Origin of the sequence: Streptomyces sp. NBC_00536 (assembly GCF_036346295.1) — a bacterium.
In the GTDB taxonomy this organism is placed as follows: domain Bacteria; phylum Actinomycetota; class Actinomycetes; order Streptomycetales; family Streptomycetaceae; genus Streptomyces.
The window spans coordinates 5,138,394-5,162,614 of the sequence record NZ_CP107819.1; the positions used below are offsets into that span (position 1 = coordinate 5,138,394).

Here is a 24,221-nt window from a genome sequence, read left to right on the forward strand (position 1 = left end):
CACTGAAAGGAACGGACTGGTTGCGTTACTGTCAGTTTCGTGTTCGCTGCAGAACGTCGTCAATTGATCCTCGAAATGGTGCGCGCCAACGGAGCGGTATCGCTCCGTGAGCTCGCCCGCGTCGTCCAGACCTCCGAAGTGACCGTACGGCGGGACGTGCGGGCACTGGAGGCAGAAGGACTCCTCGACCGCCGGCACGGCGGTGCGGTCTTGCCGGGCGGTTTCACGCGGGAGTCCGGCTTTCCGCAAAAGTCCCATCTCGCGACGGCGGAGAAAACCGCCATTGCCGATGTCGCGGCGAGTCTCGTCGAAGAAGGCGAGGCCATCGTCGTCGGCGCGGGCACCACGACCCAGGAGCTGGCCCGCCGGCTCGCCCGGGTGCCCGGTCTGACCGTCGTCACCAATTCGCTGCTCGTCGCCCAGGCACTGGCGCACGCCAACCGGGTCGAGGTCGTGATGACCGGCGGCACCCTGCGCGGGTCCAACTACGCGCTGGTCGGCAGCGGGGCCGAGCAGTCCCTCCAAGGGCTGCGCGTCTCCCGGGCGTTCCTGTCCGGCAGCGGCCTGACCGCCGAACGCGGGCTGTCCACGTCCAACATGCTCTCCGCGAGCGTGGACCGGGCACTCGTCGCGGCGGCCGCCGAGGTCGTGGTCCTGGCCGACCACACCAAGCTCGGTACGGACACCATGTTCCAGACGGTGCCCACGGACGTCATCACCCGGCTGGTGACGGACGAACCGCAGCCGCACGACGACCGGGCCGCCACCGAGCTCCAGGCGCTGGCCGACCAGGGCGTTCAGATCACGGTCGCCGGGGGCACCGCCGCCCCCGCCGCCGACGGCATGCAGGGGCGGCGTCCGCGCCGGGACTCCCCGCTGCCCGTACAGCGCCGTGGCGGCCCCACCGCCCAACTGCGCAGCGCCCCTTCGGGGATGCTGGAGCAGCAGGCGGGGGAGCGCGCCAGGGTCGCGGACATGCGCCGCCGCTAGGGCGCGTGAACGCGTGGAAACGCCGACGGGGCTGGAGGGATGTCCAGCCCCGTCGGCGTGTACGAACGCCCTTGGCGGGCGCCCTTGACCGATGTCGGTCCTTGACTGACGTCAGTCCTTGATCTCGCAGATGGTCGCGCCCGAGGTGACCGAGCCGCCGACCTCGGCGGCCAGGCCGACGATGGTGCCGGAGCGGTGCGCGTTGAGCGGCTGCTCCATCTTCATGGCTTCGAGTACGACGATCAGGTCGCCCTCGTTGACCTGCTGGCCCTCTTCGACGGCGACCTTGACGATGGTGCCCTGCATCGGGGACGCGAGGGTGTCGCCGGACGCGGCCGGACCGGACTTCTTCGCCGCGCGCCGCTTGGGCTTGGCGCCCCCGGCGGCCGCGGTACGGGCCAGGGTCATGCCCAGGCTGGAGGGCAGCGAGACCTCCAGGCGCTTGCCGCCGACCTCGACCACGACGGTCTCGCGGCCCGGCTCGTCCGGCTCGTCGTCGGTCGCGGGGACCACGAACGCGGGGATCTCGTTGACGAACTCGGTCTCGATCCACCGGGTGTGGACCGTGAACGGGGTGCCGTCGGCGGGCGCGAACGCGGGGTCGGCGACGACCGCGCGGTGGAACGGGATGGCTGTGGCCATGCCCTCGATCTCGAACTCGGCGAGCGCGCGGGCCGCGCGCTGCAGGGCCTGCTCGCGGGTGGCGCCGGTGACGATCAGCTTGGCCAGGAGCGAGTCCCAGGCCGGGCCGATGACGCTGCCGGACTCGACGCCCGCGTCGAGGCGGACGCCCGGGCCCGAGGGCGCGGCGAACTTGGTGACGGTGCCGGGGGCGGGCAGGAAGCCGCGGCCCGGGTCCTCGCCGTTGATGCGGAACTCGAAGGAGTGCCCGCGCAGGACCGGGTCGCCGTAACCGAGTTCCTCGCCGTCGGCGATCCGGAACATCTCGCGGACCAGGTCGATGCCGGCGACCTCTTCGGTGACCGGGTGCTCGACCTGGAGGCGGGTGTTGACCTCCAGGAAGGAGATCAGGCCGTCGGCGGAGACGAGGAACTCGACCGTGCCGGCGCCGACGTAGCCGGCTTCCTTCAGGATCGCCTTCGAAGCGGCGTACAGCTCCGCGTTCTGGGCCTCGCTCAGGAACGGGGCGGGGGCTTCCTCGACCAGCTTCTGGTGGCGGCGCTGCAGCGAGCAGTCACGGGTGGAGACGACGACCACGTTGCCGTGGGAGTCGGCCAGGCACTGGGTCTCCACGTGGCGCGGCTTGTCGAGGTACTGCTCGACGAAGCACTCGCCGCGCCCGAAGGCGGCGACGGCCTCGCGGACCGCCGAGTCGTACAGCTCGGGGATCTCTTCGAGGGTACGGGCGACCTTCAGGCCGCGGCCGCCGCCGCCGAAGGCGGCCTTGATCGCGACCGGCAGCCCGTGCTCGGCGGCGAAGGCGACGACCTCGTCGCTGCCGGAGACCGGGTCGGGGGTGCCCGCGACGAGCGGGGCCCCGGCGCGCAGCGCGATGTGCCGGGCGGCGACCTTGTCACCCAGGTCGCGGATGGCCTGCGGGGGCGGGCCGATCCAGATCAGGCCCGCGTCGATGACGGCCTGCGCGAAGTCGGCGTTCTCCGACAGGAAGCCGTATCCGGGGTGGATGGCGTCCGCTCCGGAATCGGCTGCCGCCTGGAGGACCTTCGCGATGTCCAGGTAGCTGGCGGCCGGGGTGTCACCGCCCAGCGCGAAAGCCTCGTCGGCCGCGCGGACATGCAGAGCGTCCCGGTCCGGATCGGCGTACACGGATACGCTGGCGATCCCGGCGTCCCGGCAAGCCCGAGCAACGCGGACAGCGATTTCGCCACGGTTGGCGATGAGCACCTTGCGCACGATGACTCCCTCCTTGAAAACAAGCTGAGTTTAGGGACAGCCGACACGGCCTTTCGACCCGTCCCCAGAGGTGAGCTTGCCCACACGGAGCGTTATTCGAGGCTCCCTCGAGTGTCGACACCCCTTGTGGCGCCCCAGGTCAGCGGGATCCCCGACTGCACACTAGCCGGGCCGTGTGTCCAAGGTCTCTGCGTTTGGGGTCAGCGGGTCCACCGGTTTCTTTGTGGACTCCCTACCAACGGGCCCGGCTTTCTTTGCCCGTAACGAAGCCGCCCCGACCCCTTGTCCGGACGTTTACCCGTTAGTAGCCTCACCGAGTCGAACGCTTTTGTGGACGCATGCGGATCGGGTGGGGGCGCCGTGCTGCGCAGACTCGTGGCCTCGGTGGCCGCGATCGTGCTGGTGGTCGAAGCGGCGGTACTGGTGCTCGTGCACATCGTGCTGGGCGCGACCACGCACAACCAGGCCATGTCGATAGCGGGGATGGACCCGGACGTCATGTCCACGGCCACCTACGCCATGGGCGCGGGCATCGGGGCGTTCCTGCTGGCCGGGGCCGTGTTCCTGGCCGTCACCGCGGTCCGTGACCGCCCGCCGGGCCGCTTCGCGCGGGTGCTGGTGGTCGTCACGGCCGTCACCCACATCGTGCTCGGCGTCCTCGCCGCCGCGCTCGTCGGCTGGGGCGCCTTCGCCGCCACGATGCTGATCTTCTGTCTGCTCGTGCTGACCCTGACGCTCTACGCCGCCAAGGCCGCCGGCGAGATGAAGGTCACGTCCGAAAGTGTCACGTCCACAAGTCCGTGATGGACACGTTCAGTTCGCCCAGCAGTGAGCGCAGCAGCGGCAGCGACAGTCCGATCACATTGCCCGGGTCGCCGTCGATCCCGTCGATGAACGGCGCCGAGAGGCCGTCCAGGGTGAACGCCCCGGCCACGTGCAGCGGCTCGCCGCTCGCCACGTACGCCGCGACCTCCGCGTCGCTCGGCTCGCCGAACCGGACCGTCGTGGACGCCGTGGCCGAGACCTGAGCGCCGTTCGCGGTGTCGATCACGCAGTGCCCGGTGCGCAGCACGCCCGAGCGGCCGCGCATCGACTTCCAGCGGGCCGTGGCCTCCTCGGCGTCGGCGGGCTTGCCCAGCGCCTCCCCGTCCAGCTCCAGCACGGAGTCACAGCCGATCACCAGCGCCCCCGCGGCCTCGGGCAGGGCCGCCACGACGGCGGCCTTCGCCTCGGCCAGGACGAGCGCCAGCTCGGCGGGCGAGTCGGCCTCCAGGGCGTCCTCGTCCACCCCGCTGACGATCACGTGCGGGGCGAGGCCGGCCTGGCGCAGCAGGTTCAGCCGGGCGGGCGAGGCGGAGGCGAGGACGAGGGCGCGCGGCTGCGCGGGCGTGGTGGCGGTCATGGGGGCCATCGTAGGAGCCGTGGCAGCCCCACCAGACACCCCCTAGCGCAGACCGTGCACCCCGAGGACGTAGACGACCACCAGCATCGCCAGCGCCAGGATCACGCCCATCCGGCGGATCATCGACTGCGCCTCGCGCATGTCCTTCGGCGGCTCGTTCTTCGGATCGGACCAGAGCATTCCACGATCGTGCTCCGGGGACGCCGGTGGCGCCTGAGTACGGGTACTCAGGCGCCACCGTCCGTTCACGTCATCTTCGGCCCGGGCGCAGGCCCGCCGGCCCGCCCGGGTGCCGCTTCAGGAGGGCCAGTACGTACGCCCCCAGGCGCGCGGGCCGGGCTGCGGCAGCCGCCGCCGGGCCACCCGCGACGGGGCCGACCACGCGGCCTCGACGAGGGGCGCGCCCGGCGTGGCAGCCGCCAGCGCCGCCGCGCGCGCTTGGACCACCGCCAGTGCGGCGGCCAGCTCCTCGGGGGTCGGGTTGCCCTTGACCACCTTGATCATCACGGAGACCTCCAGGGTCAGGAGTCCTGTCAGGAGTATGGAAGTCCTACAAAGGAATGTTGCCGTGCTTCTTCGGCGGCAGCGACTCGCGCTTGGTGCGCAGCTGCCGCAGCCCCTTCACGATGTGCGCGCGGGTCTCCGAGGGCATGGTCACCGCGTCGATGTACCCGCGCTCGGCGGCCGTGTACGGGTTGAGCAGCGTGTCCTCGTAGTCGGCGATCAGCTCGGCCCGGGTGGCCTCCGGATCGTCGGCGGCCGCGATGGTGCGCCGGTGCAGGATGTTCACCGCGCCCTGCGCGCCCATGACGGCGATCTGCGCGGTCGGCCAGGCCAGGTTCAGGTCCGCGCCGAGGTGCTTGGAGCCCATGACGTCGTAGGCGCCGCCGAAGGCCTTGCGGGTGATCACGGTGATGAGGGGGACGGTGGCCTCGGCGTACGCGTAGATCAGCTTCGCGCCGCGCCGGATGATTCCGTTGTACTCCTGGTCCGTGCCCGGCAGGAAGCCCGGTACGTCGACGAAGGTCAGCACCGGCACGTTGAAGGCGTCGCAGGTCCGCACGAACCGGGCCGCCTTCTCGCTCGCGTCGATGTCGAGGCAGCCCGCGAACTGCATCGGCTGGTTCGCCACGATGCCCACCGGGTGGCCCTCGACCCGGCCGAAGCCGGTGAGGATGTTCGGTGCGAACAGCGCCTGGGTCTCCAGGAACTCGCCCTCGTCCAGGATGTGCTCGATCACGGTGTGCATGTCGTACGGCTGGTTGGCGCTGTCCGGGATCAGCGTGTCCAGCTCGCGGTCCTCGGCCGAGACCTCGGTGTCCGCCTCCTCGGGGAAGGCGGGCGGCTCGGAGAGGTTGTTCGACGGCAGGAAGGCGAGGAGCGACTTCACGTACTCGATCGCGTCCTTCTCGTCCCCCGCCATGTGGTGGGCCACGCCCGAGACGCTGTTGTGCGTGCGCGCGCCGCCCAGCTCCTCGAAGCCGACGTCCTCGCCGGTGACCGTCTTGATGACGTCCGGGCCGGTGATGAACATGTGCGAGGTCTGGTCCACCATCACCGTGAAGTCGGTGATCGCGGGGGAGTACACGGCGCCGCCCGCGCAGGGCCCGACGACCAGGCTGATCTGCGGGATCACCCCGGAGGCGTGCACGTTGCGGCGGAAGATCTCGCCGTACATGCCGAGCGCGCTGACGCCCTCCTGGATCCGGGCGCCGCCCGAGTCGTTGATGCCGACCAGCGGGCAGCCGGTCTTCAGGGCGAAGTCCATGACCTTCATGATCTTCTGTCCGTAGACCTCGCCGAGGGCCCCGCCGAAGACGGTGAAGTCCTGCGAGAACACGGCGACCGGGCGTCCGTCGACCGTGCCGTAGCCGGTCACCACGCCGTCGCCGTACGGCTTGGTCTTCTCCAGCCCGAAGTTGGTCGACCGGTGCCGGGCGAAGCCGTCCAGCTCGACGAACGAGCCCTCGTCCAGCAGCAGCGCCACGCGCTCACGAGCCGTCAGCTTGCCCTTGGCGTGCTGCTTCTCCACGGCGAGCGCGGAACCGGCATGGGTGGCTTCGTCGATCCGGCGCTGCAGATCCGCGAGCTTGCCCGCGGTGGTGTGGATGTCGATGGGCTCTGAGGGTTGAGACATCGGGGTCGCGGCTCCCTGGGTGGTCAACTGCCATGGTCAATGCGGTGACTGCTCTGGCTACTGGTGCGTAGCGTATCGGCGGGCATGGCGCTCGGCAGTGCGGCGTTTGCCACACCTACTGTGGGTTGCATGACGCCATCAGATGCCTCATCCGGAGCCTCCGCCGGCCGCTGGTCCAGCCTGGACCGGCCGCCCCTGTCCGCCGTCGCGCTGCAGCGGGCCCTCGTGGTTCCCGGCGGACTGTGGACCTCGGTCGAGGTGACCGGATCCACCGGTTCCACCAATACCGACCTCGCGGCGCGGGCCGCCCGGCTGCCCGAGGGTGCCGTACTGGTCGCCGAGGAGCAGACCGCCGGGCGCGGGCGCCTGGACCGGACCTGGACGGCGCCCGCCCGCTCCGGGCTCTTCTTTTCGGTCCTGCTCAAGCCCGGGCCGGACGTACCGGTGGAGCGGTGGGGGTGGCTGACCCTGCTCGCCGGGGTGGCCACCGCGACCGGGCTGTCCCGGGCGGCCGGGGTGGACACCGCCCTCAAGTGGCCCAACGACCTGCTGGTCAGCGTGGACGGCGACGAGCGCAAGACCGGCGGCATCCTCGCCGAGCGCACCGGGGACGGGGTGGTCGTCGGGATCGGGCTGAACGTCTCGCTCACCGAGGACGAGCTGCCCGTGCCCACGGCGGGCTCGCTGCTGCTCGCCAAGGCCACCGTGACCGACCGGGACCCGCTGCTGAAGTCCGTACTGCGCTCCCTGGAGCAGTGGTACGAACGCTGGCGGGCGGCCGGCGGCGATCCGGCGGCCAGCGGCCTGCAGGAGACGTACGCGGCGGGCTGCGCGACGCTGGGCAGGCACGTACGGGCGGAGCTGCCCGGCGGCCGGACACTGACCGGAACGGCCGAAGCGGTCGACGCGGACGGACGGCTGGTGATCCGCACGGCGGACGACGCCCACGAAGCGGTCGGCGCGGGGGACGTCGTCCACCTGCGGTCGGTCCACTAGGTCACGACTGGGGCGTCTCTCACCGCCCGACGGTGAACAGCTGGTGGAGTGGGGAGTGAGCTACGGCACACCTGCCGTATGGTTTAGGCGATCCCGGTGCTCCCGGTGATCAACCGGTTCGGCAGGGCAGTGCGCACGGAATGGACAGGAGGCGGCCCTTGACCGTCGACGACCCTACGTCCAGCGCGTCCGGCTCCCAGGGCGCCGGGCCGGTGAGCGGTCCGGGCACGCCCATCGGCCGTGACCAGCACACTCCCCACCACGAGGTCGACCACACGGCCCAGCCCACGGCGGATCCGCTCGCCATCCGGCTGGAGCAGCTCATCCTGGGCGCCGAGCGCCGGTACACGCCCTTCCAGGCGGCCCGCAGCGCCGGAGTCTCGATGGAGCTGGCGTCCCGGTTCTGGCGGGCCATGGGCTTCGCGGACATCGGGCAGGCCAAGGCGCTCACCGAGGCCGACGTGCTGGCCCTGCGTCGGCTCGCCGGTCTGGTGGAGGCCGGGCTGCTCAGCGAGCCGATGGCGGTCCAGGTGGCGCGCTCCACCGGGCAGACCACCGCCCGGCTGGCGGAATGGCAGATCGACTCGTTCCTGGAGGGGCTGACGGAGCCGCCGGAGCCGGGGATGACCCGCACCGAGGTCACCTACCCGCTGGTGGAGCTGCTCCTGCCGGAGCTGGAGGAATTCCTCGTCTACGTGTGGCGCCGCCAGCTGGCGGCGGCCACCGGGCGGGTGGTGCAGGTCGCCGACGACGAGGAGATGGTCGACCGGCGGCTCGCGGTCGGCTTCGCGGACCTGGTGGGTTTCACCCGGCTGACCCGGCGGCTGGAGGAGGAGGAGCTGGGCGAGCTGGTCGAGTCCTTCGAGACCACCTCGGCCGACCTGGTGGCCGCGCACGGCGGCCGGCTGATCAAGACGCTCGGCGACGAGGTGCTGTACTGCGCCGACGACGCGGCGACGGCGGCGGAGATCGCGCTGCGGCTGATCGAGACGATGGAGGAGGACCCGCAGATGCCCGAGCTGCGGGTGGGCATCGCCTTCGGCACGGTGACGACCCGGATGGGCGACGTCTTCGGGACCACCGTGAACCTGGCCTCGCGGCTCACGTCCATAGCGCCGAAGGACGCGGTGCTCGTGGACGGGGCGATGGCCCAGGAGCTGGGCCGCACCGGGGCCGCGCCGGTCTCGGAGAAGAAGGCCGCCGAGGCGGAGGCCGAGGCGGGACCCGACGCGGAGGGCGTGACGTACCGGTTCGCGCTCCAGCCGATGTGGCAGCGGCCGGTGCGCGGACTGGGGGTCGTGGAGCCCTGGTTGCTGACGCGGCGGACACCTAAGATCCCTGGGTAACGTTCGTTAACCAGGAGGGTGTGGGCGCTGTGGGGACTGGCACTGGGGACATCGGGGCTGGGTCTGAGGTCCGGTTCGGGGAGTTCGTCGCGGTACGGCGCCACGGCGACGGCGGCGTGGTGGCGGAGCTGGTCCTCGACCGCCCCAAGGCCATGAACGCCGTCTCCGACGCGCTGGCGCGCTCGCTGGCGGCCGCGTGCGCGGCGCTGGCCGCGGATCCCGCGGTCCGGGTGACCGTCCTGACCTCCACGCACGAGCGGGCCTTCTGCGTGGGCGCGGACCTCAAGGAACGCAACTCCCTCACCGACGCGGAACTGGCCGCCCGGCGGCCCGCCTCGCGCGGCGCGTACGGGGGCGTGCTCGCCCTTCCGATGCCGACCATCGCCGCGGTGCACGGCTTCGCCCTCGGCGGCGGCTTCGAGCTGGCCCTGGCCTGCGACGTGATCGTGGCCGACACCACCGCGGTGGTGGGCCTGCCGGAGGTCTCGGTCGGCGTCATCCCGGGCGGCGGCGGTACGCAGCTGCTCCCTCGGCGGGTGGGCGCCGCCCGGGCCTCGGAACTGATCTTCACCGCGCGGCGGGTGGAGGCGGCGGAGGCCCTGTCGCTCGGCCTGGTCGAATCCGTGGTCCCGGCGGGCACGGACCGCGCGGCGGCCCTGGAACTGGCCGGACGCATGGCGGCGAACTCCCCGGTGGGCCTGCGGGCCGCCAAGCGGGCGCTCCGGCTCGGGCACGGGCTCGACCTCGCGGCCGGGCTGGACGTCGAGGACGCGGCCTGGTGGGGCGTGGCCTTCTCGGCCGACCGTGCCGAGGGTGTGGCCGCCTTCAACGAAAAGCGCAAGCCGAACTGGCCGGGGGCCGCGGGCTGACTGCCGGCCGGCGCCCTCTCGGCCCGTCCCCGGCCCGCCCCTTGGTCCGGGCTGCGCCCGGCGAACCAGCCAGGCTGGGCAAAACCAGCCTCGCCGGCGTTTGAGGCGCGGGGTCTGGGGCGGAGCCCCAGTGGGCGACCTGCGGCGCCGCTTCTCAGGGCTCCGCCCCGAACCCCGCGCCGCAAACGCCGGCGGGGCTGAGGGTGGCGGCGCCGCTTCTCAGGGCTCCGCCCCGAACCCCGCGCCTCAAACGCCGGCGGGGCTGAGGGTGGCGGCGCCGCTTCTCAGGGCTCCGCCCCGAACCCCGCGCCTCAAACGCCGGCGAGGCTGAAAACGTGCGCAGTGCGGCCAAAACGGGCAAAGCTCCCTAATCTGGGGGGATGGGAGTTGACGGGCGGCTGCGGGCCGTGGTGGGACTCGCGCAGGCCATGGCGGCTGCGCACATGCCGCGCGACAGCGTGCGCGCGGCCGCCCGAGGGGCACGGCTGGCGATGGACGGCTCCTTCGCCGCCATCTCCGCGTGGGAGCGCGAGCGCGGCCGCCTGCGCGTCCTCGTGAACGAGGGGGAGCGCCGCGACGGCGAGGAGGAGTTCCCCGTCGACGAGTCCTACCCCGTGCACGACTTTCCCGAGATCACCGAGTTCCTGCACGAGCGCTGGGCCGGCGGCGGCGGCCCGCACGCCTGGGTCGAGAACGCCGTCGGCGACCGCCCCGGCCGCCGGGGCGAGGTGCTGCGCCGCCGCGGCCGCGGCACCTGCGTGGTGGCGCCCATCGTGCTCAGCGGCCGCGCCTGGGGCGAGCTGTACGTCGCCCGCGACGAGGGGCTCCCGGACTTCGACGAGGACGACGCCGAGTTCGCGACCGTACTGGCCGCCGTGGTCGCCGCCGGTCTCGCCCAGAACGAACGCCTCGAAGAGGCCCGCGCGCTCGCCTTCACGGACCCGCTGACCGGCCTCGCCAACCGCCGGGCCGTCGACATGCGGCTCGACGAGGCGCTGGAGGAGCACCGCAGCAAGGGCGCGGTGGTCAGCCTGGTGGTCTGCGACCTCAACGGCCTCAAGCGGGTCAACGACACCCTCGGACATGCCATGGGCGACCGGCTGCTGGAGCGGTTCGGCTCGGTGCTGAGCCTGTGCGGGGCCATGCTGCCGGGGGCGCTGGTGGCGCGCCTGGGCGGGGACGAGTTCTGTCTGGTGAGCGTGGGCCCGACCGCCGACGAGGTGGTCCGCGTCACCGAGGAGCTGTGCCTGCGGGCCGCCGAGCTGGAGCTGGGCGAGGGGGTGGCCTGCGGGGTCGCCTCGACCGGCGATGACATCGGGCTGGTGAAGTCCTCGCGGCGGCTCTTCCGGCTGGCCGACGCGGCCCAGTACAAGGCGAAGGCGGCCCGGCTGCCCAAGCCGGTGGTGGCCGGGCGGGACACGGCCGTGATGCGCCTGGCCGACGCGCCGCCCGCGGGGTCCGGCGAACGCCGCCGGTTCCGGGGCAGGTGACACCGGCTCGGAAACCGACCTAGTGACAGGTTGGGATTCAGTCCGTAGGGTGCTGAATATGGATATGCACACTGTCGTGATGGGGACGTCCGGGACCACCGCCGAGGACGTCATCGCCGTCGCCCGCCAGGGCGCTCGCGTCGAGCTGTCCGCCGAGGCGGTCGAAGCCCTGGCGCGTGCCCGCGCCATCGTGGACGCCCTGGCCGCCAAGCCCGAGCCCGTCTACGGGGTGTCCACGGGCTTCGGCGCGCTCGCCTCCCGGCACATCAGCCCCGAGCTGCGCGCCCAGCTCCAGCGCAACATCGTCCGCTCGCACGCCGCGGGCATGGGCCCGCGCGTCGAGCGCGAGGTGGTCCGCGCCCTGATGTTCCTGCGCCTGAAGACCGTCGCCTCCGGGCACACCGGGGTCCGCCCCGAGGTCGCCCAGACCATGGCCGACGTGCTGAACGCCGGGATCACCCCGGTCGTCCACGAGTACGGCTCGCTCGGCTGCTCCGGCGACCTCGCCCCCCTCTCGCACTGCGCGCTCACCCTGATGGGCGAAGGCGACGCGGAAGGTCCCGACGGGGTCGTCCGCCCCGCCGGCGAGCTGCTCGCCGAGGCCGGGATCACCCCCGTCGAGCTGCGCGAGAAGGAGGGCCTGGCCCTCCTCAACGGCACCGACGGCATGCTCGGCATGCTCGTCATGGCCATCGCCGACCTGAACAAGCTCTACACCTCGGCCGACATCACCGCCGCCCTCACCCTGGAGGCGCTGCTCGGCACCGAGAAGGTCCTCGCGCCCGAGCTGCACGCCATCCGCCCGCACCCCGGGCAGGGCGCCTCCGCCGCGAACATGGCCGCCGTGCTGAAGGGCTCCGGGCTCACCGGGCACTTCCAGGAGGAGTCGGCTCCGCGCGTGCAGGACGCGTACTCCGTGCGCTGCGCCCCGCAGGTCGCGGGCGCGGGCCGGGACACCATCGCGCACGCCAGCCTGGTCGCCTCGCGCGAGCTGGCCGCCGCCGTCGACAACCCGGTCGTCCTGCCGGACGGGCGCGTCGAGTCCAACGGCAACTTCCACGGGGCGCCCGTCGCCTACGTCCTGGACTTCCTCGCCATCGTCGCCGCCGACCTCGGCTCGATCGCCGAGCGCCGCACCGACCGGCTGCTCGACAAGAACCGCTCGCACGGCCTGCCGCCCTTCCTCGCGGACGACGCCGGCGTCGACTCCGGTCTGATGATCGCCCAGTACACGCAGGCCGCCCTGGTCAGCGAGATGAAGCGGCTCGCCGTACCGGCCTCCGCCGACTCGATCCCGTCCTCCGCGATGCAGGAGGACCACGTCTCCATGGGCTGGTCCGCCGCCCGCAAGCTGCGCACCTCGATCGACAACCTGACCCGGATCGTCGCCATCGAGCTGTACGCCGCCACCCGCGCCATCGAGCTGCGCCACGGGCTGACCCCGGCCCCGGCCAGCCAGGCCGCGATCGCCGCCGCTCGGGCGGCGGGGGTCGAGGGTCCCGGGCCGGATCGTTTCCTCGCGCCCGACCTGGCCGCCGCGGACGCGTTCGTCCGCTCGGGCGCCCTGCTGGAGGCCGTGGAGCCGGTCACCGGCAAGCTCGCCTGACCTGAGCGTTCCATGTCAAGGGCCGCCCTTCGGGGCGGCCCTTGACGCGTCTCAGGGGATCGGGGCCTGCGTCAGGCGCGGGCCCGGCGGGCCGAGAAGGCGACGAACCCGGCCCCGACCCCGAGGCAGAGCGTGCCGCCCAGCAGGTACGGACTCGTGTCCGTGCTGCCGGTGTCGGCGAGGAGCAGCCCGGGGTCCTGCTCCTGGGCCTGATCCTGGTCCTGGGTTTGGTCCTGGACCTGATCGCCGCGCACCCCGGTGACCTGGGTGTTCGCGTTCGCGGGCGCGCCGGGGGTGGCGTCCGCGGGGGAGACGGAGGTGGCGCCCGCGGAGGGGACGAACCAGAGGGCACCGAGCAGAGTGGTCGCCCCGAGAGCGGTGAGCAGCGGTCGACGTGCGGACACAGTTCGATCCCCCTTGTGGCAGCAGCGAATTGGCCGTGTGGGCAGATGCTAGTTAAAGGGGCGGGTCGTGGGAAACCCGGGGGTGGGGAACTGTTGGTCCTTTGGTTCGCTCTTGTGAGTGATAGTGCATTTGGGTGAGTGTCGTTACGGTCGGCAGTGTGAACCTCAAGGAGTGGGCGAAGGCGCAGGGTGTGCATCCGCAGACCGCGTATCGCTGGTTCCGTGAGGGCGTGTTGCCGGTTCCTGCTGAGCGGGTGGGGCCGCGCACGATCCTGGTCAACGTCGAGGCGAACTCGTCGCCGTCCGTGACGGGTGGTGTGGGCCTGTATGCCCGCGTTTCCTCTCACGATCAGAGGCAGGATCTGGAACGTCAGGTCGCCGGGCTGACCGAGTGGGCGGCGAAGGCCGGGCACCGAGTGGTGCGGGTCGAATCCGAGATAGCCTCGGGCATGCACGGCAGCCAGGCAAAGGCGCGTCGCCTGCTGGCCGACCCTGCGGTGACCACTGTGGTGGTCGAGCACAATGACCGCCTCGGCCGGATGAACATCGAACTCGTCGAAGCCGCCCTGTCTGCGACCGGCCGCCGCCTGGTGGTCCTGAACGAGGGCGAAGTCGAAGACGACCTGGTACGGGACATGGCTGAGGTCCTGACCTCCTTCTGTGCCCGCCTGTACGGCCGCCGCTCTGCGGAGAACCGGGCGAGGAAGGCTCTGGAGGCGGCGGCTGCCGATGACTGAGCGGCCGAAGAAGGAGAAGCTTCGTACCATCGACGCGCCGTTTGTGGTTCTGGGCCCGTCCGGTGTGGCGATACGCGACCGTCTCAAGAACCTCACGCCCGAGGACGAGAAGGTGTTGCGGCTGGTGGGTGAGCACCTTGGGCACCTGGCGTCCCTCGACCTTGCGGCCCGCTGCGCGGACGGCAACGGCCATGACGCGCAGAGGTGGGCGGCCCGCAAGCAGGGCCTGACCGCCGCCTCGTCGTCCCGCTGGGCCGGGTCGATCACGAAGGCCACACACGATCAGTGGGCGCTCTCCCGCCGTTGCCAGCTCGCGCACATGCAGAGCCTTGAGGCCGGCGTCCGCACGCTGATGCACCGCCTGTCCCAGCCGATCGGGGAGAAGGGCACGAAGCGGGCAGCGGGCGGCTACCGCTCCAAGGGCGAATGGTTCCACAAGTCCCGCCGCCTGCACGTACTGGAGCATCGTCTCGACATCGCGCGTGCTGAGCGGGAAGCGGGTGTGGTGCACGTGGTGCGCGGCGGCCGGAAGCTCCTGAATACCCGCCACAACCTCGAAGCCGCTCAGATCGATGAGTCCGAGTGGCGCCGACGGTGGGAAGCCGACCGCTGGTTCCTCCAGGCGGACGGCGAGTCGGGTAAGCGGTTCGGGAACGAGACGATCCGTGTCACACCCGACGGCGAGATCAGCGTCAAGCTGCCGACCCCGCTCGCGGCCCTGGCCAACGCGCCGCGTGGCCGGTACGTCCTCGCCTCCAAGGTGGCATTCGCGCACCGGGGCCAGGAGTGGGGCGACCGCATAGAGGCGAACCGGGCTGTCGCCTACCGCGTCCACCTCGACGTGGAACGCGGACGGTGGTACCTGACCGCCTCGTGGCAGCGCCCCGTCGTCCGGACGGTCCCGCTGGCGGCGGCCCGTGCCCAGGGCATGGTCGGCGTGGACACGAACGCCGATCACTTCGCCGCCTACCGGCTCGACGCGCACGGCAACCCGGTCGGCGACCCGCGTCGGTTCTTCTACGACCTGTCCGGCACCGCCGACCACCGCGACGCGCAGATCCGCCACGCCATCGCCCAGGTACTGCACTGGGCGAAGCGGTGCGGCGTGACCGCCATCGCGATCGAGAACCTCGACTTCACCGCCGAGAAGACCCGCGAGAAGCACGGCCGCAGAAAGCGGTTCCGGCAGCTCATCTCCGGCATCCCCACGGGCAAGCTCAAGGCCCGGCTGGTGTCGATGGCCGCCGAGATGGACTTGTCCATCGTGGCCGTGGACCCGGCGTACACGTCGATGTGGGGCGACCAGCATTGGCGTAAGCCGCTGGCCACCCCACGACGCAAAATGACTCGCCATGACGCGGCCTCGGTCGCCATCGGCAGGCGCGCCCTCGGGCACCCGATCCGGCGACGGACGGCACCGCCCCACGACGACCGGAGTGATCGTCGCGGGCATCGGACCGTCCAGGCCGGACCGGACACCCGCGAGCGTGAGGGAACCCGCCCACCCGTCACGGAACGTGCACACGATGCACGAAGCCGGACAGGGACACAGCGAACACGGGGGACCAGTGCATCCAAAACCGTTCGGGATGCGCGCAGTGCCAGGACACGGGTCCAAGACACACTCCTGATCACTGATTAGGAACGGTTCGCGAGCCTTACCCTCCGTCGTATGAACGCTTCTGAAGAATCACGTTACGTACGGCTTCGGGTTGATTTGGTGCTGGAGGTTCCGGAACCCGACGCACTCACCGGAGCCGCCCTCGCCCACATCAAGGCCGACGAGTTCATGCCCGAGGAGGAGCGCGGACACGCGGAATCGGCCGTGCGCGAGGACGCGTCGGAGGCGCTGGCGTACCTCATCGACCCCACCGACCTGGTCGCCGAGATCCCCGGGGTCGAGCTGGCGCAGGCCTCCTGGAGCACCGAGCCGGTCGAATACGACCCCGAGTCGATGGAGTGGGACATCGACGAGGAAGATGGGGTATTCGACGAAGAAGACGACAACGCCTGACCGTGCGGTGTCCCACATTCGAACGTGATGTGGAACCGACCCGGCACGTTAACGCGTTGTATGGATGAGGCAGGGATTGAGGCAGGGGAGTCAGCTCCCCTGCCCTGCTGATGCTCGGTGATCCGGCAACGATGGAGTGGCGTGTGAGGACGGACAGCAAGCGGCGCAGGCGTGGCCTCGTGGCCGCAGCGGCGGTGCTCGGTGGGGTACTGGTGCTGTCGGCGTGCAACGGCGGCGACGGCAAGGCCGCGGGCAGCGGTGACAAGACCAGCAAGTCCCAGGCGGACGTGGACGCGGCCGCCGCGAAGGACACGTCCAAGGCCCGAATAGTCATCGCACCCAAGGACGGCGCCACCAACGTCGGTCTGAACAACGCCGCCGTGACGGTGAGCGACGGCACGCTCACCAAGGTGGAGCTGAAGACCTCCGAGGGCGGCGCGGTCGAGGGCAAGATAGCCGCCGACGGCAAGAGCTGGAAGCCCGAGGCAGCGCTCAAGCGCTCCCAGAAGTACTCGCTGTCGGCGTCCGCCAAGGACGCGGGCGGCAAGGAGGCGCATGAGAACGCCTCCTTCACCACCGTCTCGCCGGAGAACAGCTTCATCGGCTCGTTCACGCCGGACGAGGGTTCGAAGGTCGGCGTGGGCATGCCGGTCTCGATCGACTTCAACAAGCCGATCAAGGACAAGAAGGCGGTCCAGGCCGCCATCAACGTCTCCTCCAGCAGCGGCCAGGAAGTCGTCGGCCACTGGTTCGGTGACCAGCGCCTGGACTTCCGTCCGGACCAGTACTGGGCCGCGAACTCCACGGTCACGATGAAGATGAAGCTCGACGGGGTCGAGGGTTCCCCCGGCGTCGTCGGCGTGCAGGACCGCACCGCGACCTTCCAGATCGGCCGCAGCCAGGTCTCGGAGGTCGACGCGAAGACGAAGAAGATGACCGTCAAGCGCGACGGCCAGGTCATCAAGACCATCCCGATCTCGGCGGGCTCCCCGGCGAACCCGACCTACAACGGCCAGATGGTGATCTCCGAGAAGTTCAAGGAGACCCGGATGGACGGCGCCACCGTCGGCTTCAAGGACGGCGACGGCAAGGGCGAGTACGACATCAAGGACGTCCCGCACGCGATGCGGCTGTCCAACTCGGGCACCTTCATCCACGGCAACTACTGGGGCGACGACTCCATCTTCGGCAGTGCCAACACCAGCCACGGCTGTGTCGGCCTGAACGACGCCAAGGGTGCCAACGACCCGGACCAGCCCGGCGCGTGGTTCTTCGACAACTCGCTCGTCGGCGACGTCGTCACCGTGGTCAACTCCCCGGACAAGACGATCAAGCCGGACAACGGCCTGAACGGCTGGAACCTCAGCTGGGCCGACTGGAAGGCTGGCTCGGCCGTCTGACCGACGCCTTTCTCCACACCGCCGACGGCGGGGAAGCCCTTCGGGGCCTCCCCGCCGTTCGCGTTCCGGTTCGTGTTCCGGTTCGCGCCGCGGTTCGTGTTCTCATCCGACTCTTATGCGCCGCTTACCCCGTCATCACGGCGCGTGCCTAGCTTCGCCCCATGTTCTTCACCTACCTCCGGCGCGAGTTGCGCCGCCGCAGGAAGGCGGCGCTCGTCGTCGCCTCCGGGCTCGCGCTGGGCATCGCACTCGTCATCGTCGTGACCTCCGTGTCCGCGGGCATGGGGCAGGCGCAGGCCAAGGTCCTCCAGTCCCTCTACGGTCTCGGCACGGACATGACCGTCACCAAGGCCCAGACCCCGCCGGGCGAGGGCGGCACGGCGCAGCGCCCGCGCTTCAAGTTCGACGCCAAGGACGGGGCCGACGGCGCCACGGGGACCGAGCAGAGCCACGACATCGTGATGCCGCAGGGCTTCCAGACCCTGGACGCGGCCACCGTCACCAAGGTGTCGGGCCAGCACGGGGTCGCCGACGCCGTCGGCGGCCTCAGCCTCCAGGTGATGAAGGTCAACGGGCAGTTCAGCCGTGGCCAGTTCAAGCGCGCCGAGGGCTCCGGCCAGGGCGGCGCGCAGGGCGGCCGCAGCGGCGGCCAGGGCGCGGGCGGCGCGGGCGGTTCGGTGCAGGGCGGCGGTGCCAACTTCGACGTCAACTCCTTCACCGTCTACGGCACCGACGTCGTCAAGCCGGAACTCGGCCCGCTGACCACCTCCAAGCTCACCTCCGGGCGCACCTTCCAGGCGTCCGAGACCGACGCGGCCGTGGCCGTCGTCGACAGTGCCTACGCCACGAAGAACAAGCTGGCCGTCGGGTCCGAGGTCGCCGTCAAGGACACCAAGTTCAAGGTGATCGGCATCGCGACCGCCGACAGCGGCGACGCGGCAGCCAACCTCTACGTCCCGCTCAAGCAGGCGCAGACCCTAGCCGAGTCCCCGGACAAGATCACCACGGTCTACGTCCAGGCCAAGGACTCGCAGGCGATCGGCTCCGTCAAGACGGCCATCCAGGCGAACGTCCCCGACACCACCGTCACCACCTCCGCGGACCTCGCCGATACCGTCTCCGGCTCGCTCTCCACGGCCTCCTCGCTCGCCTCCACCGTCGGCACCTGGCTCTCGTACACGGTCCTCGCCGCCGCGTTCCTCGTCGCCGGTCTGCTCACCTCCTCGGCCGTCAGCCGCCGGGTGCGCGAATTCGGCACCCTGAAGGCGCTCGGCTGGAAGAGCCGCCGGGTCACCGGCCAGGTCGCCGGAGAAGCCCTGGTCAACGGCCTCATCGGGGGAGCGCTCGGCATCGGGCTCGGGCTCGGCGCCGCCTACCTGATCACCGCCATCAGCCCCACCCTCACCGCGCAGCTCCCGGGCGGCGGCGGGCGCGGCGCGGGCGGCGGCGGCCGGGCGGGCGGCTTCGGAGGCGGGGGCGGGGGCGGTGGCTTCGGCGGCGCCCGCCACACCGCGGCCAAGGCCCTGGACGTCGCGCTCACCGCGCCCGTCTCCCTGTCCACCATCGGCCTCGCCGTCGCCCTCGCGGTGGCGGGCGGCCTGATCGCGGGCGGCTTCGGCGGCTGGCGCGCCTCCCGGCTGCGCCCGGCGGACGCGCTGCGGCGCGTCGAGTAGGCCAGCCGGGCGGGCCCTGCCCCTGCACGGCCCGCCCGGTCCCCGGCCCCGACCGGTCCGCCCCGACCGGCCCCGCGCCGCCGAGCGCGCGCACTGGCGAACGTACGAGAGGAACCCACGCACGATGTACCAGCTCACGGGTGTCACCAAGAACTACAAGCGCGGCAAGGACACCGTCGCCGCGCTCGACGGGGTGGACCTGACCATCGAGGACGGCGGCCGGCTCGTCATCCAGGGCCCCACCGGCGGCGGCAAGTCCACCCTGCTGCAGATGCTCGGCGGACTCGACCGGCCCACCTCCGGTTCCGTCGTACTGGACGGTGTGGACCTGGGAGCCGTCTCGGAGGCCCGGCTGACCCGGGTCCGGGCGGAGAACATCGGCTTCGTCTTCCAGTCCTTCAACCTCATCCCCACCCTCACCGCGCAGGAGAACGTCGAGACGGCGCTCGTCCCGCTCGGTCTCAAGGCGAAGCAGCGGCGCGAACAGGCCGCCGAGGCACTCGATTCGGTCGGTCTGGCCGAGCGGATGGGCCATCTGCCGGGCGAGCTGTCCGGCGGCCAGCAGCAGCGCGTCGCCATCGCCCGCGCGCTGGTGAAGAAGCCGAAGGTGCTGCTGGCCGACGAGCCGACCGGCAACCTCGACGAGTCCATGCGGGACGAGGTGATGGACCTGCTGGAAGGGCTGTGGAAGGAACACGGCCTCACCTTCGTGATGGTGACCCACGACAGCGCGCTCGCGAAGCGGGCACCCCGGCTGGCGACGATCCGGCGGGGCCGGGTCACGGTGACCGAGAACGTCTGAACCGGGCGGAAAGCCGCTGAAAAGCCGTGGAAAAGGCTTGGCGGCGGGCGGCGGGGCGGAGTTACGGTCGCCGGATGACCGAACCCCTGCACGGATCCGCCGAGGCCTACGGGCCCGCCGCCGGATCCGGACCCGCTCCCGCCCCCGTCGTCCCGCTGCTCTCCGTACCGCCGACCGTCGCCGAACTCGGCGCGTGGACGCGGCTGTTGGGTGCCGTGTACGCGGCGGACCTGCCCGCGGTGCCCGCGCCGAGCCTGGTCGAGGTGACCGGGCGGCTCGGCGTCCCCTCGATCCGGGGGCGCTCCGTACAGTGGGCGATCGCGGGCGCGGACGGCGAAATCGACGGCGCCGCCGCGCTGTTGCTGTTCACCGACGAGGGCAATACGCACGGCGCCTACCTGGATGTCCTCGCCGTCCGCCCCTCCGCCCGCCGCCGCGGTCTCGGCCGCGCCCTGTGGGAAGCGGTCCGGGCCGAACTCCTCGCCCAGGGGCGTACGTCGGTCTCCTCCAGCGTCGAACCGGGCACACCTGCGGGGCAGTTCGCGACCGGGCTCGGCTTCGAGAACGTCCTGCCGATGGGCTGGCACGTGCAGCGGGTCCCCGCCGGTCCGGTCGAGGAGCCCGAAGTCCCCGCCGGTTACCGGCTCGTGAGCTGGAGCGGCGAGACCCCCGACGCGTGGGCCGAGGCCTCGGCCGTCGCGCACGGCGCGATGGAGGACGCGCCGATGGGTGACCTGGACGAGCGGGCCCCGACCTGGACCGGGGAGCGGGTGCGCTCGGCGCAGCGGCTGGTCGTGGACCGGGGCGGGGTGATCCTCTCGGTGGCCGCGCTGACCGACTCCGGCGAGATGGCGGCGTACACCGAACTGGTCTTCGCCGATCCGGCGGACACCCGGGCGATGCAGTACGACACGGTCGTGGTCCCCGCGCACCGGGGCCGGGGCCTGGGGCGGCTGGTCAAGCGGCGGATGCTGGCGGACGCGGTGGCGGCGTACCCGGAGCTGCGGGAGATCGCGACGACGGTCGCGGACGAGAACGCGCCGATGATCGCCGTGAACGAGGCCCTGGGCTACCGGCGCGAGCGCGACGTGGCCCTGTTCCAGCTCAAGCTCTAGGCCTTCGACGAAGGGGCGGACGGGGCGGACGGGGCCGACGGGGCGGTGGACGACGGGTCCGGCGCGGCCCAGGAGCCGAGCAGGCGCAGCGCGTCCGCCGAGGCCGATCCCGGCTCCGCGTGATAGGTGACCAGGGACTGCTCCGGATTGTCCGGGAAGGTCAGCGTCTCGAAGCCCAGGATGAGCGACCCCACGAGCGGGTGGTTGAGCAGCTTCGTGCCGTGCGCCTTGTTGTGCACGGTGTGCTCCGCCCACAGCTGGCGGAACTCCGCGTTCTTCACGGAGAGTTCGCCGACCAGCGCGGACAGCTGGGGGTCGTCGGGGTACTGGCCCGCGTACAGCCGCAGGTTGCTGACCACCTCGCACGCCCGGCACTCCCAGTCGGCGTACAGCTCGGCGGTCGCCGGGTCGAGGAACACCATCCGCACCAGATTGCGCTCCTGCGGGGGCAGCGCGCCGAAGTCCCCGAAGACGGCCCGCGCCATCCGGTTCCAGCCGACGACGTCCTGGCGCCGCCCGACGATGTACGCCGGTACGCCGTCCAGCGCGTCCAGCAGCCGCAGCAGCTCCGGCCGGACCTTCTCGGGGCGGTGGCTCTGGCCCTGGCGGCGCTTGCGGGCCTTGGGCCGGGCGAGGTGGGTGAGGTGCGTGTACTGGGTGTCGTCCAGGCGCAGGGCGCGGGCGAGGGCGTCCAGGACCTCCGCCGACACGTTCTGGCCCTGCCCCTGCTCCAGGCGCGTGTAGTAGGCGACCGAGACCCCGGCCAGCTGGGCCAGTTCCTCGCGGCGCAGGCCCGGGACCCGGCGGTGGCGCCCGTAATCGGGCAGGCCCACGTCCTCGGGGCGCAGCCGCGCCCGGCAGGAACGCAGGAACTCGCCGAGCTCGCTGCGCGGGCTGGTGCGCTGGTCGGCCCGCCGGTCGTCGGGTCGCTGGTCGTCGGCCTGGTCCATCCGTCCAGTATCCCCGGGTCGGGGGGCCGGGGGCGGCCGTGAGCCTGACCCCGCCAGGGGTAGGTTCGCCAGTCCTAGCCCCGACAGGGGTCTGGGTGCGCGGCCGGTCACGAGGCATCGTTTCCTCAGCACCACACACGCATCACGTACACCCCACGCGCACTCTTCAAGGAGCACCTCCCGTGCCGAACCCCACCGCTGCCGTGTCCGTCCCCACCCGGGTCGCCGCCTACGCGGCCCCCGCCCCCAAGGCCCCGCTGGAGCGCACCACCGTGCCGCGCCGCCCGGTCGGCGAACACGACGTCCTCATCGAGATCAAGTACTCCGGCATCTGCCACTCGGACATCCACCAGGCCCGCGACGGCTGGGGCGAGGGCATCTTCCCGATGGTCCCGGGCCACGAGATCGCGGGCATCGTGACCGCGACCGGCCCCGGTGTGACCAAGTTCGCCGTCGGCGACCGGGTGGGCGTCGGCTGCTTCGTCGATTCCTGCGGGGAGTGCGTCAACTGCGTACAGGGCCAGGACCAGTTCTGCGAGCGCGGCGCGACCGGCACGTACAACGCGACCGGCACCGACGGCGAGCCGACGTACGGCGGTTACTCCACCCACATCGTGGTCGCCGAGAGCCACACCCTGCGCATCCCGGACGGCATAGCCCTCGACGTGGCCGCGCCGCTGCTGTGCGCGGGCATCACCCTCTACTCGCCGCTCAAGCGCTGGGGCGCGGGCCCTGGCAAGAAGGTCGCCATCGTCGGCCTGGGCGGCCTCGGGCACATGGGCGTCAAGATCGCCGCGGCGCTCGGTGCCGAGGTGACCGTCCTGTCGCAGACGCTGCGGAAGCAGGCGGACGGCCTGGAGCTGGGCGCCGCGCACTTCCACGCCACGAACGACCCGGCGACCTTCACGGAGCTGGCCGGCACCTTCGACCTCATCGTCTCGACGGTCTCGGCGCCGCTGGACCTGGGCGCGTACCTCGGCCTGCTGAAGGTGGAAGGCGCTCTGGTGAACGTCGGCGCCCCCGAGGAGCCGGTGTCGCTCAACCTGTTCTCGGTCATCGGCGGCAACAAGACGCTGGCCGGCTCGATGATCGGCGGGATCCCGCAGATCCAGGAAATGCTGGACTTCTGCGCCGCGCACGGCCTGGGCGCGGAGATCGAACTGATCAGCGCCGACCAGATCAACGAGGCCTACGGCCGGGTAGAGGCGAGCGACGTCCGCTACCGCTTCGTCATCGACGCGTCGACGATCTGACCGCTGTCCGACGACGATCCGGCGTCGTAGATCGACGGGCGGCCTCCGCGAAGCTGGGGGAGGATGTCCTCAATGCCCCATTCAGTCGGGGCAGTCGAGGATGTGAGTGACAGTGGTATTGCAGTGGATCGACGCGGGGGACGAACTTCCGGAGACCGGCTCGGGGGTACTGGGAGCGGTCGCCGGCCGCTACGCGAAGGGTCCGGGATCGGACTTCTGGGTGGTGCTGCCGATGCGGTTCCTGGAGCGGCACGTGAGCGAAACGAACGGCCGTGAGTTCCAGGACTGCTTCCTGGACCGCGGGGGCGTCATCCGCTTCCCGTACGACGCCCCGGGCCCGGCGTCCCCGGAGGGCGTCACCCACTGGGCCTACCTCCCCGCCCTCCCGGGCACGGCCTTCAACCACCTCGTCGGCCACACGGTGGCCCCGTCCCTCCAGGCGGCCTTCGGCCTCCTGTGACCGACCGTTTCTCAGAGGGCGTCGAACGGTGGAACGATCCGCACGACGACGATCAGCTCTTTGCGCGGCGCGGCGAGGAAGTAGAACCAGCCGTCAGCGGCGTCCATCTGGCGCAGGCCGCCGGGATGGGGCCCGATGCCCAACTCCCCCACGTCGATGCCCATACCTGCCAGGTCGACGAGCTGCCCCACGAGGCGCTCGACCTCCGCGATGACATGGGCTGGCAGTCCACCCGTGACGTGCGCGCGATCGGGGTCGTACTCCCAGCGCCACCCGGCCGTCACGGCCGGGTGGCCGCGACGGCCGCGTGGGCTGCGTCGAGGATCTTGCCGATCTCCGATGCGGCTGTGCGGACCTGTGCGACGTCGCCGGTGGCCGCCACGTCCTCCCAGCGCCGGAGTTCCGCGGCCCACCGCGGCCGACGCTGGATCTCCACGTGGATCGCCCACTGGGCGATGAACCGCCGCAAGGGGGCGAGGTCCGAGCCCTGCCGGGCCTGGTCGGCGGCCCGGTCCAGCTCCCGCGTGAACACGGGAAGGGCGGCGGGGGAAATCTGCGCCACTGCCTGGCGCAGGGCCGTCACCGTCGACGGCGGCCGTGGAATCAGCGGCTGGTCGGCGGCGGGCGTGGTCATCGATGCTCCCATGGGCGAGATTCTGTACCCCGCGGCCAGACTAACCGGCGCGATGCCGGCCCCGCCCC

The 24,221-nt window shown here is 71.6% G+C and carries 25 protein-coding genes; 16 read left to right on the top strand and 9 right to left on the bottom strand.

Going from position 1 to position 24,221, the window contains the following annotated elements:
* Positions 1-39 precede the first annotated feature (39 nt).
* Entirely contained in the window at positions 40-990 is a 951-nt protein-coding gene (locus OHS33_RS22865) for a DeoR/GlpR family DNA-binding transcription regulator (protein WP_330332267.1), read from the top strand.
* Positions 991-1,101: 111 nt separating this feature from the next.
* Here the strand turns inward: OHS33_RS22865 and OHS33_RS22870 are convergent, their stop codons facing one another.
* Positions 1,102-2,865 carry an acetyl/propionyl/methylcrotonyl-CoA carboxylase subunit alpha gene (locus OHS33_RS22870; protein ID WP_330332268.1) on the bottom strand — a complete coding sequence of 588 codons (1,764 nt, stop codon included), beginning with the start codon at positions 2,863-2,865 and terminating at the stop codon, positions 1,102-1,104.
* Between the two features lie 360 nt (positions 2,866-3,225).
* Between OHS33_RS22870 and OHS33_RS22875 the strand changes: the two genes are divergently transcribed.
* Positions 3,226-3,669, top strand: a complete 444-nt coding sequence (locus OHS33_RS22875) for a hypothetical protein (RefSeq protein ID WP_330332269.1) — start codon at positions 3,226-3,228, stop codon at positions 3,667-3,669.
* Here OHS33_RS22875 and OHS33_RS22880 read toward each other — a convergent pair.
* From OHS33_RS22880 to OHS33_RS22895, 4 genes are all read right to left on the bottom strand, one after another.
* Complete coding sequence (locus OHS33_RS22880; protein ID WP_330332270.1) at positions 3,650-4,276, bottom strand: Maf family protein; 627 nt, start codon at positions 4,274-4,276, stop codon at positions 3,650-3,652. The two genes, OHS33_RS22875 and OHS33_RS22880, sit on opposite strands and share 20 nt — an antisense overlap.
* Positions 4,277-4,309: 33 nt before the next feature.
* A complete protein-coding gene (gene mmpB / locus OHS33_RS22885) occupies positions 4,310-4,447 on the bottom strand; it encodes a morphogenic membrane protein MmpB (protein ID WP_330332271.1) in 138 nt (45 codons plus the stop codon).
* Positions 4,448-4,564: 117 nt separating this feature from the next.
* Positions 4,565-4,771, bottom strand: a complete 207-nt coding sequence (locus OHS33_RS22890) for an acyl-CoA carboxylase epsilon subunit (RefSeq protein ID WP_330335154.1) — start codon at positions 4,769-4,771, stop codon at positions 4,565-4,567.
* Between the two features lie 46 nt (positions 4,772-4,817).
* Positions 4,818-6,404 carry an acyl-CoA carboxylase subunit beta gene (locus OHS33_RS22895; protein ID WP_330332272.1) on the bottom strand — a complete coding sequence of 529 codons (1,587 nt, stop codon included), beginning with the start codon at positions 6,402-6,404 and terminating at the stop codon, positions 4,818-4,820.
* A gap of 129 nt (positions 6,405-6,533) precedes the next feature.
* On the opposite strand from OHS33_RS22895, the gene OHS33_RS22900 reads away from it, so the two are divergent.
* From OHS33_RS22900 to hutH, 5 genes are all read left to right on the top strand, one after another.
* Positions 6,534-7,400: a biotin--[acetyl-CoA-carboxylase] ligase gene (locus OHS33_RS22900; RefSeq protein ID WP_330332273.1), complete on the top strand. Its 867-nt coding sequence runs from the start codon at positions 6,534-6,536 to the stop codon at positions 7,398-7,400.
* 158 nt (positions 7,401-7,558) lie between these two features.
* On the top strand, positions 7,559-8,746 hold the full coding sequence (locus OHS33_RS22905; protein WP_330332274.1) for an adenylate/guanylate cyclase domain-containing protein: 1,188 nt from the start codon (positions 7,559-7,561) through the stop codon (positions 8,744-8,746).
* A 29-nt stretch (positions 8,747-8,775) separates the two neighbouring features.
* Complete coding sequence (locus OHS33_RS22910) at positions 8,776-9,615, top strand: enoyl-CoA hydratase-related protein (RefSeq protein ID WP_443065338.1); 840 nt, start codon at positions 8,776-8,778, stop codon at positions 9,613-9,615.
* A gap of 380 nt (positions 9,616-9,995) precedes the next feature.
* Positions 9,996-11,105 (top strand): GGDEF domain-containing protein, encoded by a 1,110-nt coding sequence (locus OHS33_RS22915; protein ID WP_330332275.1) that lies wholly within the window; start codon positions 9,996-9,998, stop codon positions 11,103-11,105.
* A 64-nt stretch (positions 11,106-11,169) separates the two neighbouring features.
* Complete coding sequence (hutH, locus tag OHS33_RS22920) at positions 11,170-12,711, top strand: histidine ammonia-lyase (RefSeq protein WP_330335156.1); 1,542 nt, start codon at positions 11,170-11,172, stop codon at positions 12,709-12,711.
* Positions 12,712-12,782: 71 nt separating this feature from the next.
* Here the strand turns inward: hutH and OHS33_RS22925 are convergent, their stop codons facing one another.
* Positions 12,783-13,115, bottom strand: coding sequence for an LPXTG cell wall anchor domain-containing protein (locus tag OHS33_RS22925; protein ID WP_330332276.1), 333 nt, complete (start codon positions 13,113-13,115; stop codon positions 12,783-12,785).
* A 158-nt stretch (positions 13,116-13,273) separates the two neighbouring features.
* On the opposite strand from OHS33_RS22925, the gene OHS33_RS22930 reads away from it, so the two are divergent.
* The 7 genes from OHS33_RS22930 to OHS33_RS22960 all read left to right on the top strand — a co-directional run bounded on the left by OHS33_RS22930 (position 13,274) and on the right by OHS33_RS22960 (position 20,856).
* A complete protein-coding gene (locus OHS33_RS22930; RefSeq protein ID WP_330332277.1) occupies positions 13,274-13,852 on the top strand; it encodes an IS607 family transposase in 579 nt (192 codons plus the stop codon).
* Positions 13,845-15,494 (top strand): transposase, encoded by a 1,650-nt coding sequence (locus OHS33_RS22935; protein ID WP_330332278.1) that lies wholly within the window; start codon positions 13,845-13,847, stop codon positions 15,492-15,494. The genes OHS33_RS22930 and OHS33_RS22935 overlap by 8 nt, the downstream gene beginning before the upstream one ends.
* A 30-nt stretch (positions 15,495-15,524) precedes the next feature.
* On the top strand, positions 15,525-15,866 hold the full coding sequence (locus OHS33_RS22940; protein ID WP_330332279.1) for a hypothetical protein: 342 nt from the start codon (positions 15,525-15,527) through the stop codon (positions 15,864-15,866).
* A gap of 131 nt (positions 15,867-15,997) precedes the next feature.
* Positions 15,998-17,266: a L,D-transpeptidase gene (locus tag OHS33_RS22945; RefSeq protein WP_330332280.1), complete on the top strand. Its 1,269-nt coding sequence runs from the start codon at positions 15,998-16,000 to the stop codon at positions 17,264-17,266.
* Positions 17,267-17,427: 161 nt separating this feature from the next.
* On the top strand, positions 17,428-18,939 hold the full coding sequence (locus OHS33_RS22950; protein WP_330332281.1) for an ABC transporter permease: 1,512 nt from the start codon (positions 17,428-17,430) through the stop codon (positions 18,937-18,939).
* Positions 18,940-19,063: 124 nt separating this feature from the next.
* Positions 19,064-19,741 (top strand): ABC transporter ATP-binding protein, encoded by a 678-nt coding sequence (locus OHS33_RS22955; protein WP_330332282.1) that lies wholly within the window; start codon positions 19,064-19,066, stop codon positions 19,739-19,741.
* A 74-nt stretch (positions 19,742-19,815) separates the two neighbouring features.
* Positions 19,816-20,856 (top strand): GNAT family N-acetyltransferase, encoded by a 1,041-nt coding sequence (locus OHS33_RS22960; RefSeq protein ID WP_330332283.1) that lies wholly within the window; start codon positions 19,816-19,818, stop codon positions 20,854-20,856.
* On the opposite strand, the gene OHS33_RS22965 is transcribed toward OHS33_RS22960, so the two are convergent.
* A complete protein-coding gene (locus OHS33_RS22965; RefSeq protein ID WP_330332284.1) occupies positions 20,853-21,806 on the bottom strand; it encodes a helix-turn-helix domain-containing protein in 954 nt (317 codons plus the stop codon). The genes OHS33_RS22960 and OHS33_RS22965 overlap by 4 nt on opposite strands.
* A 182-nt stretch (positions 21,807-21,988) precedes the next feature.
* On the opposite strand from OHS33_RS22965, the gene OHS33_RS22970 reads away from it, so the two are divergent.
* Positions 21,989-23,059 (top strand): NAD(P)-dependent alcohol dehydrogenase, encoded by a 1,071-nt coding sequence (locus OHS33_RS22970; protein WP_330332285.1) that lies wholly within the window; start codon positions 21,989-21,991, stop codon positions 23,057-23,059.
* A gap of 106 nt (positions 23,060-23,165) precedes the next feature.
* Positions 23,166-23,519: an AQJ64_40280 family protein gene (locus tag OHS33_RS22975; protein ID WP_330332286.1), complete on the top strand. Its 354-nt coding sequence runs from the start codon at positions 23,166-23,168 to the stop codon at positions 23,517-23,519.
* An 11-nt stretch (positions 23,520-23,530) separates the two neighbouring features.
* Here OHS33_RS22975 and OHS33_RS22980 read toward each other — a convergent pair whose 3' ends face one another.
* Both OHS33_RS22980 and OHS33_RS22985 read right to left on the bottom strand, forming a co-directional pair.
* Entirely contained in the window at positions 23,531-23,803 is a 273-nt protein-coding gene (locus tag OHS33_RS22980) for a hypothetical protein (protein ID WP_330332287.1), read from the bottom strand.
* Positions 23,800-24,153, bottom strand: a complete 354-nt coding sequence (locus tag OHS33_RS22985; RefSeq protein ID WP_330335157.1) for a DUF6247 family protein — start codon at positions 24,151-24,153, stop codon at positions 23,800-23,802. Before OHS33_RS22985 ends, OHS33_RS22980 begins: the two co-directional genes overlap by 4 nt.
* Positions 24,154-24,221 lie beyond the last annotated feature (68 nt).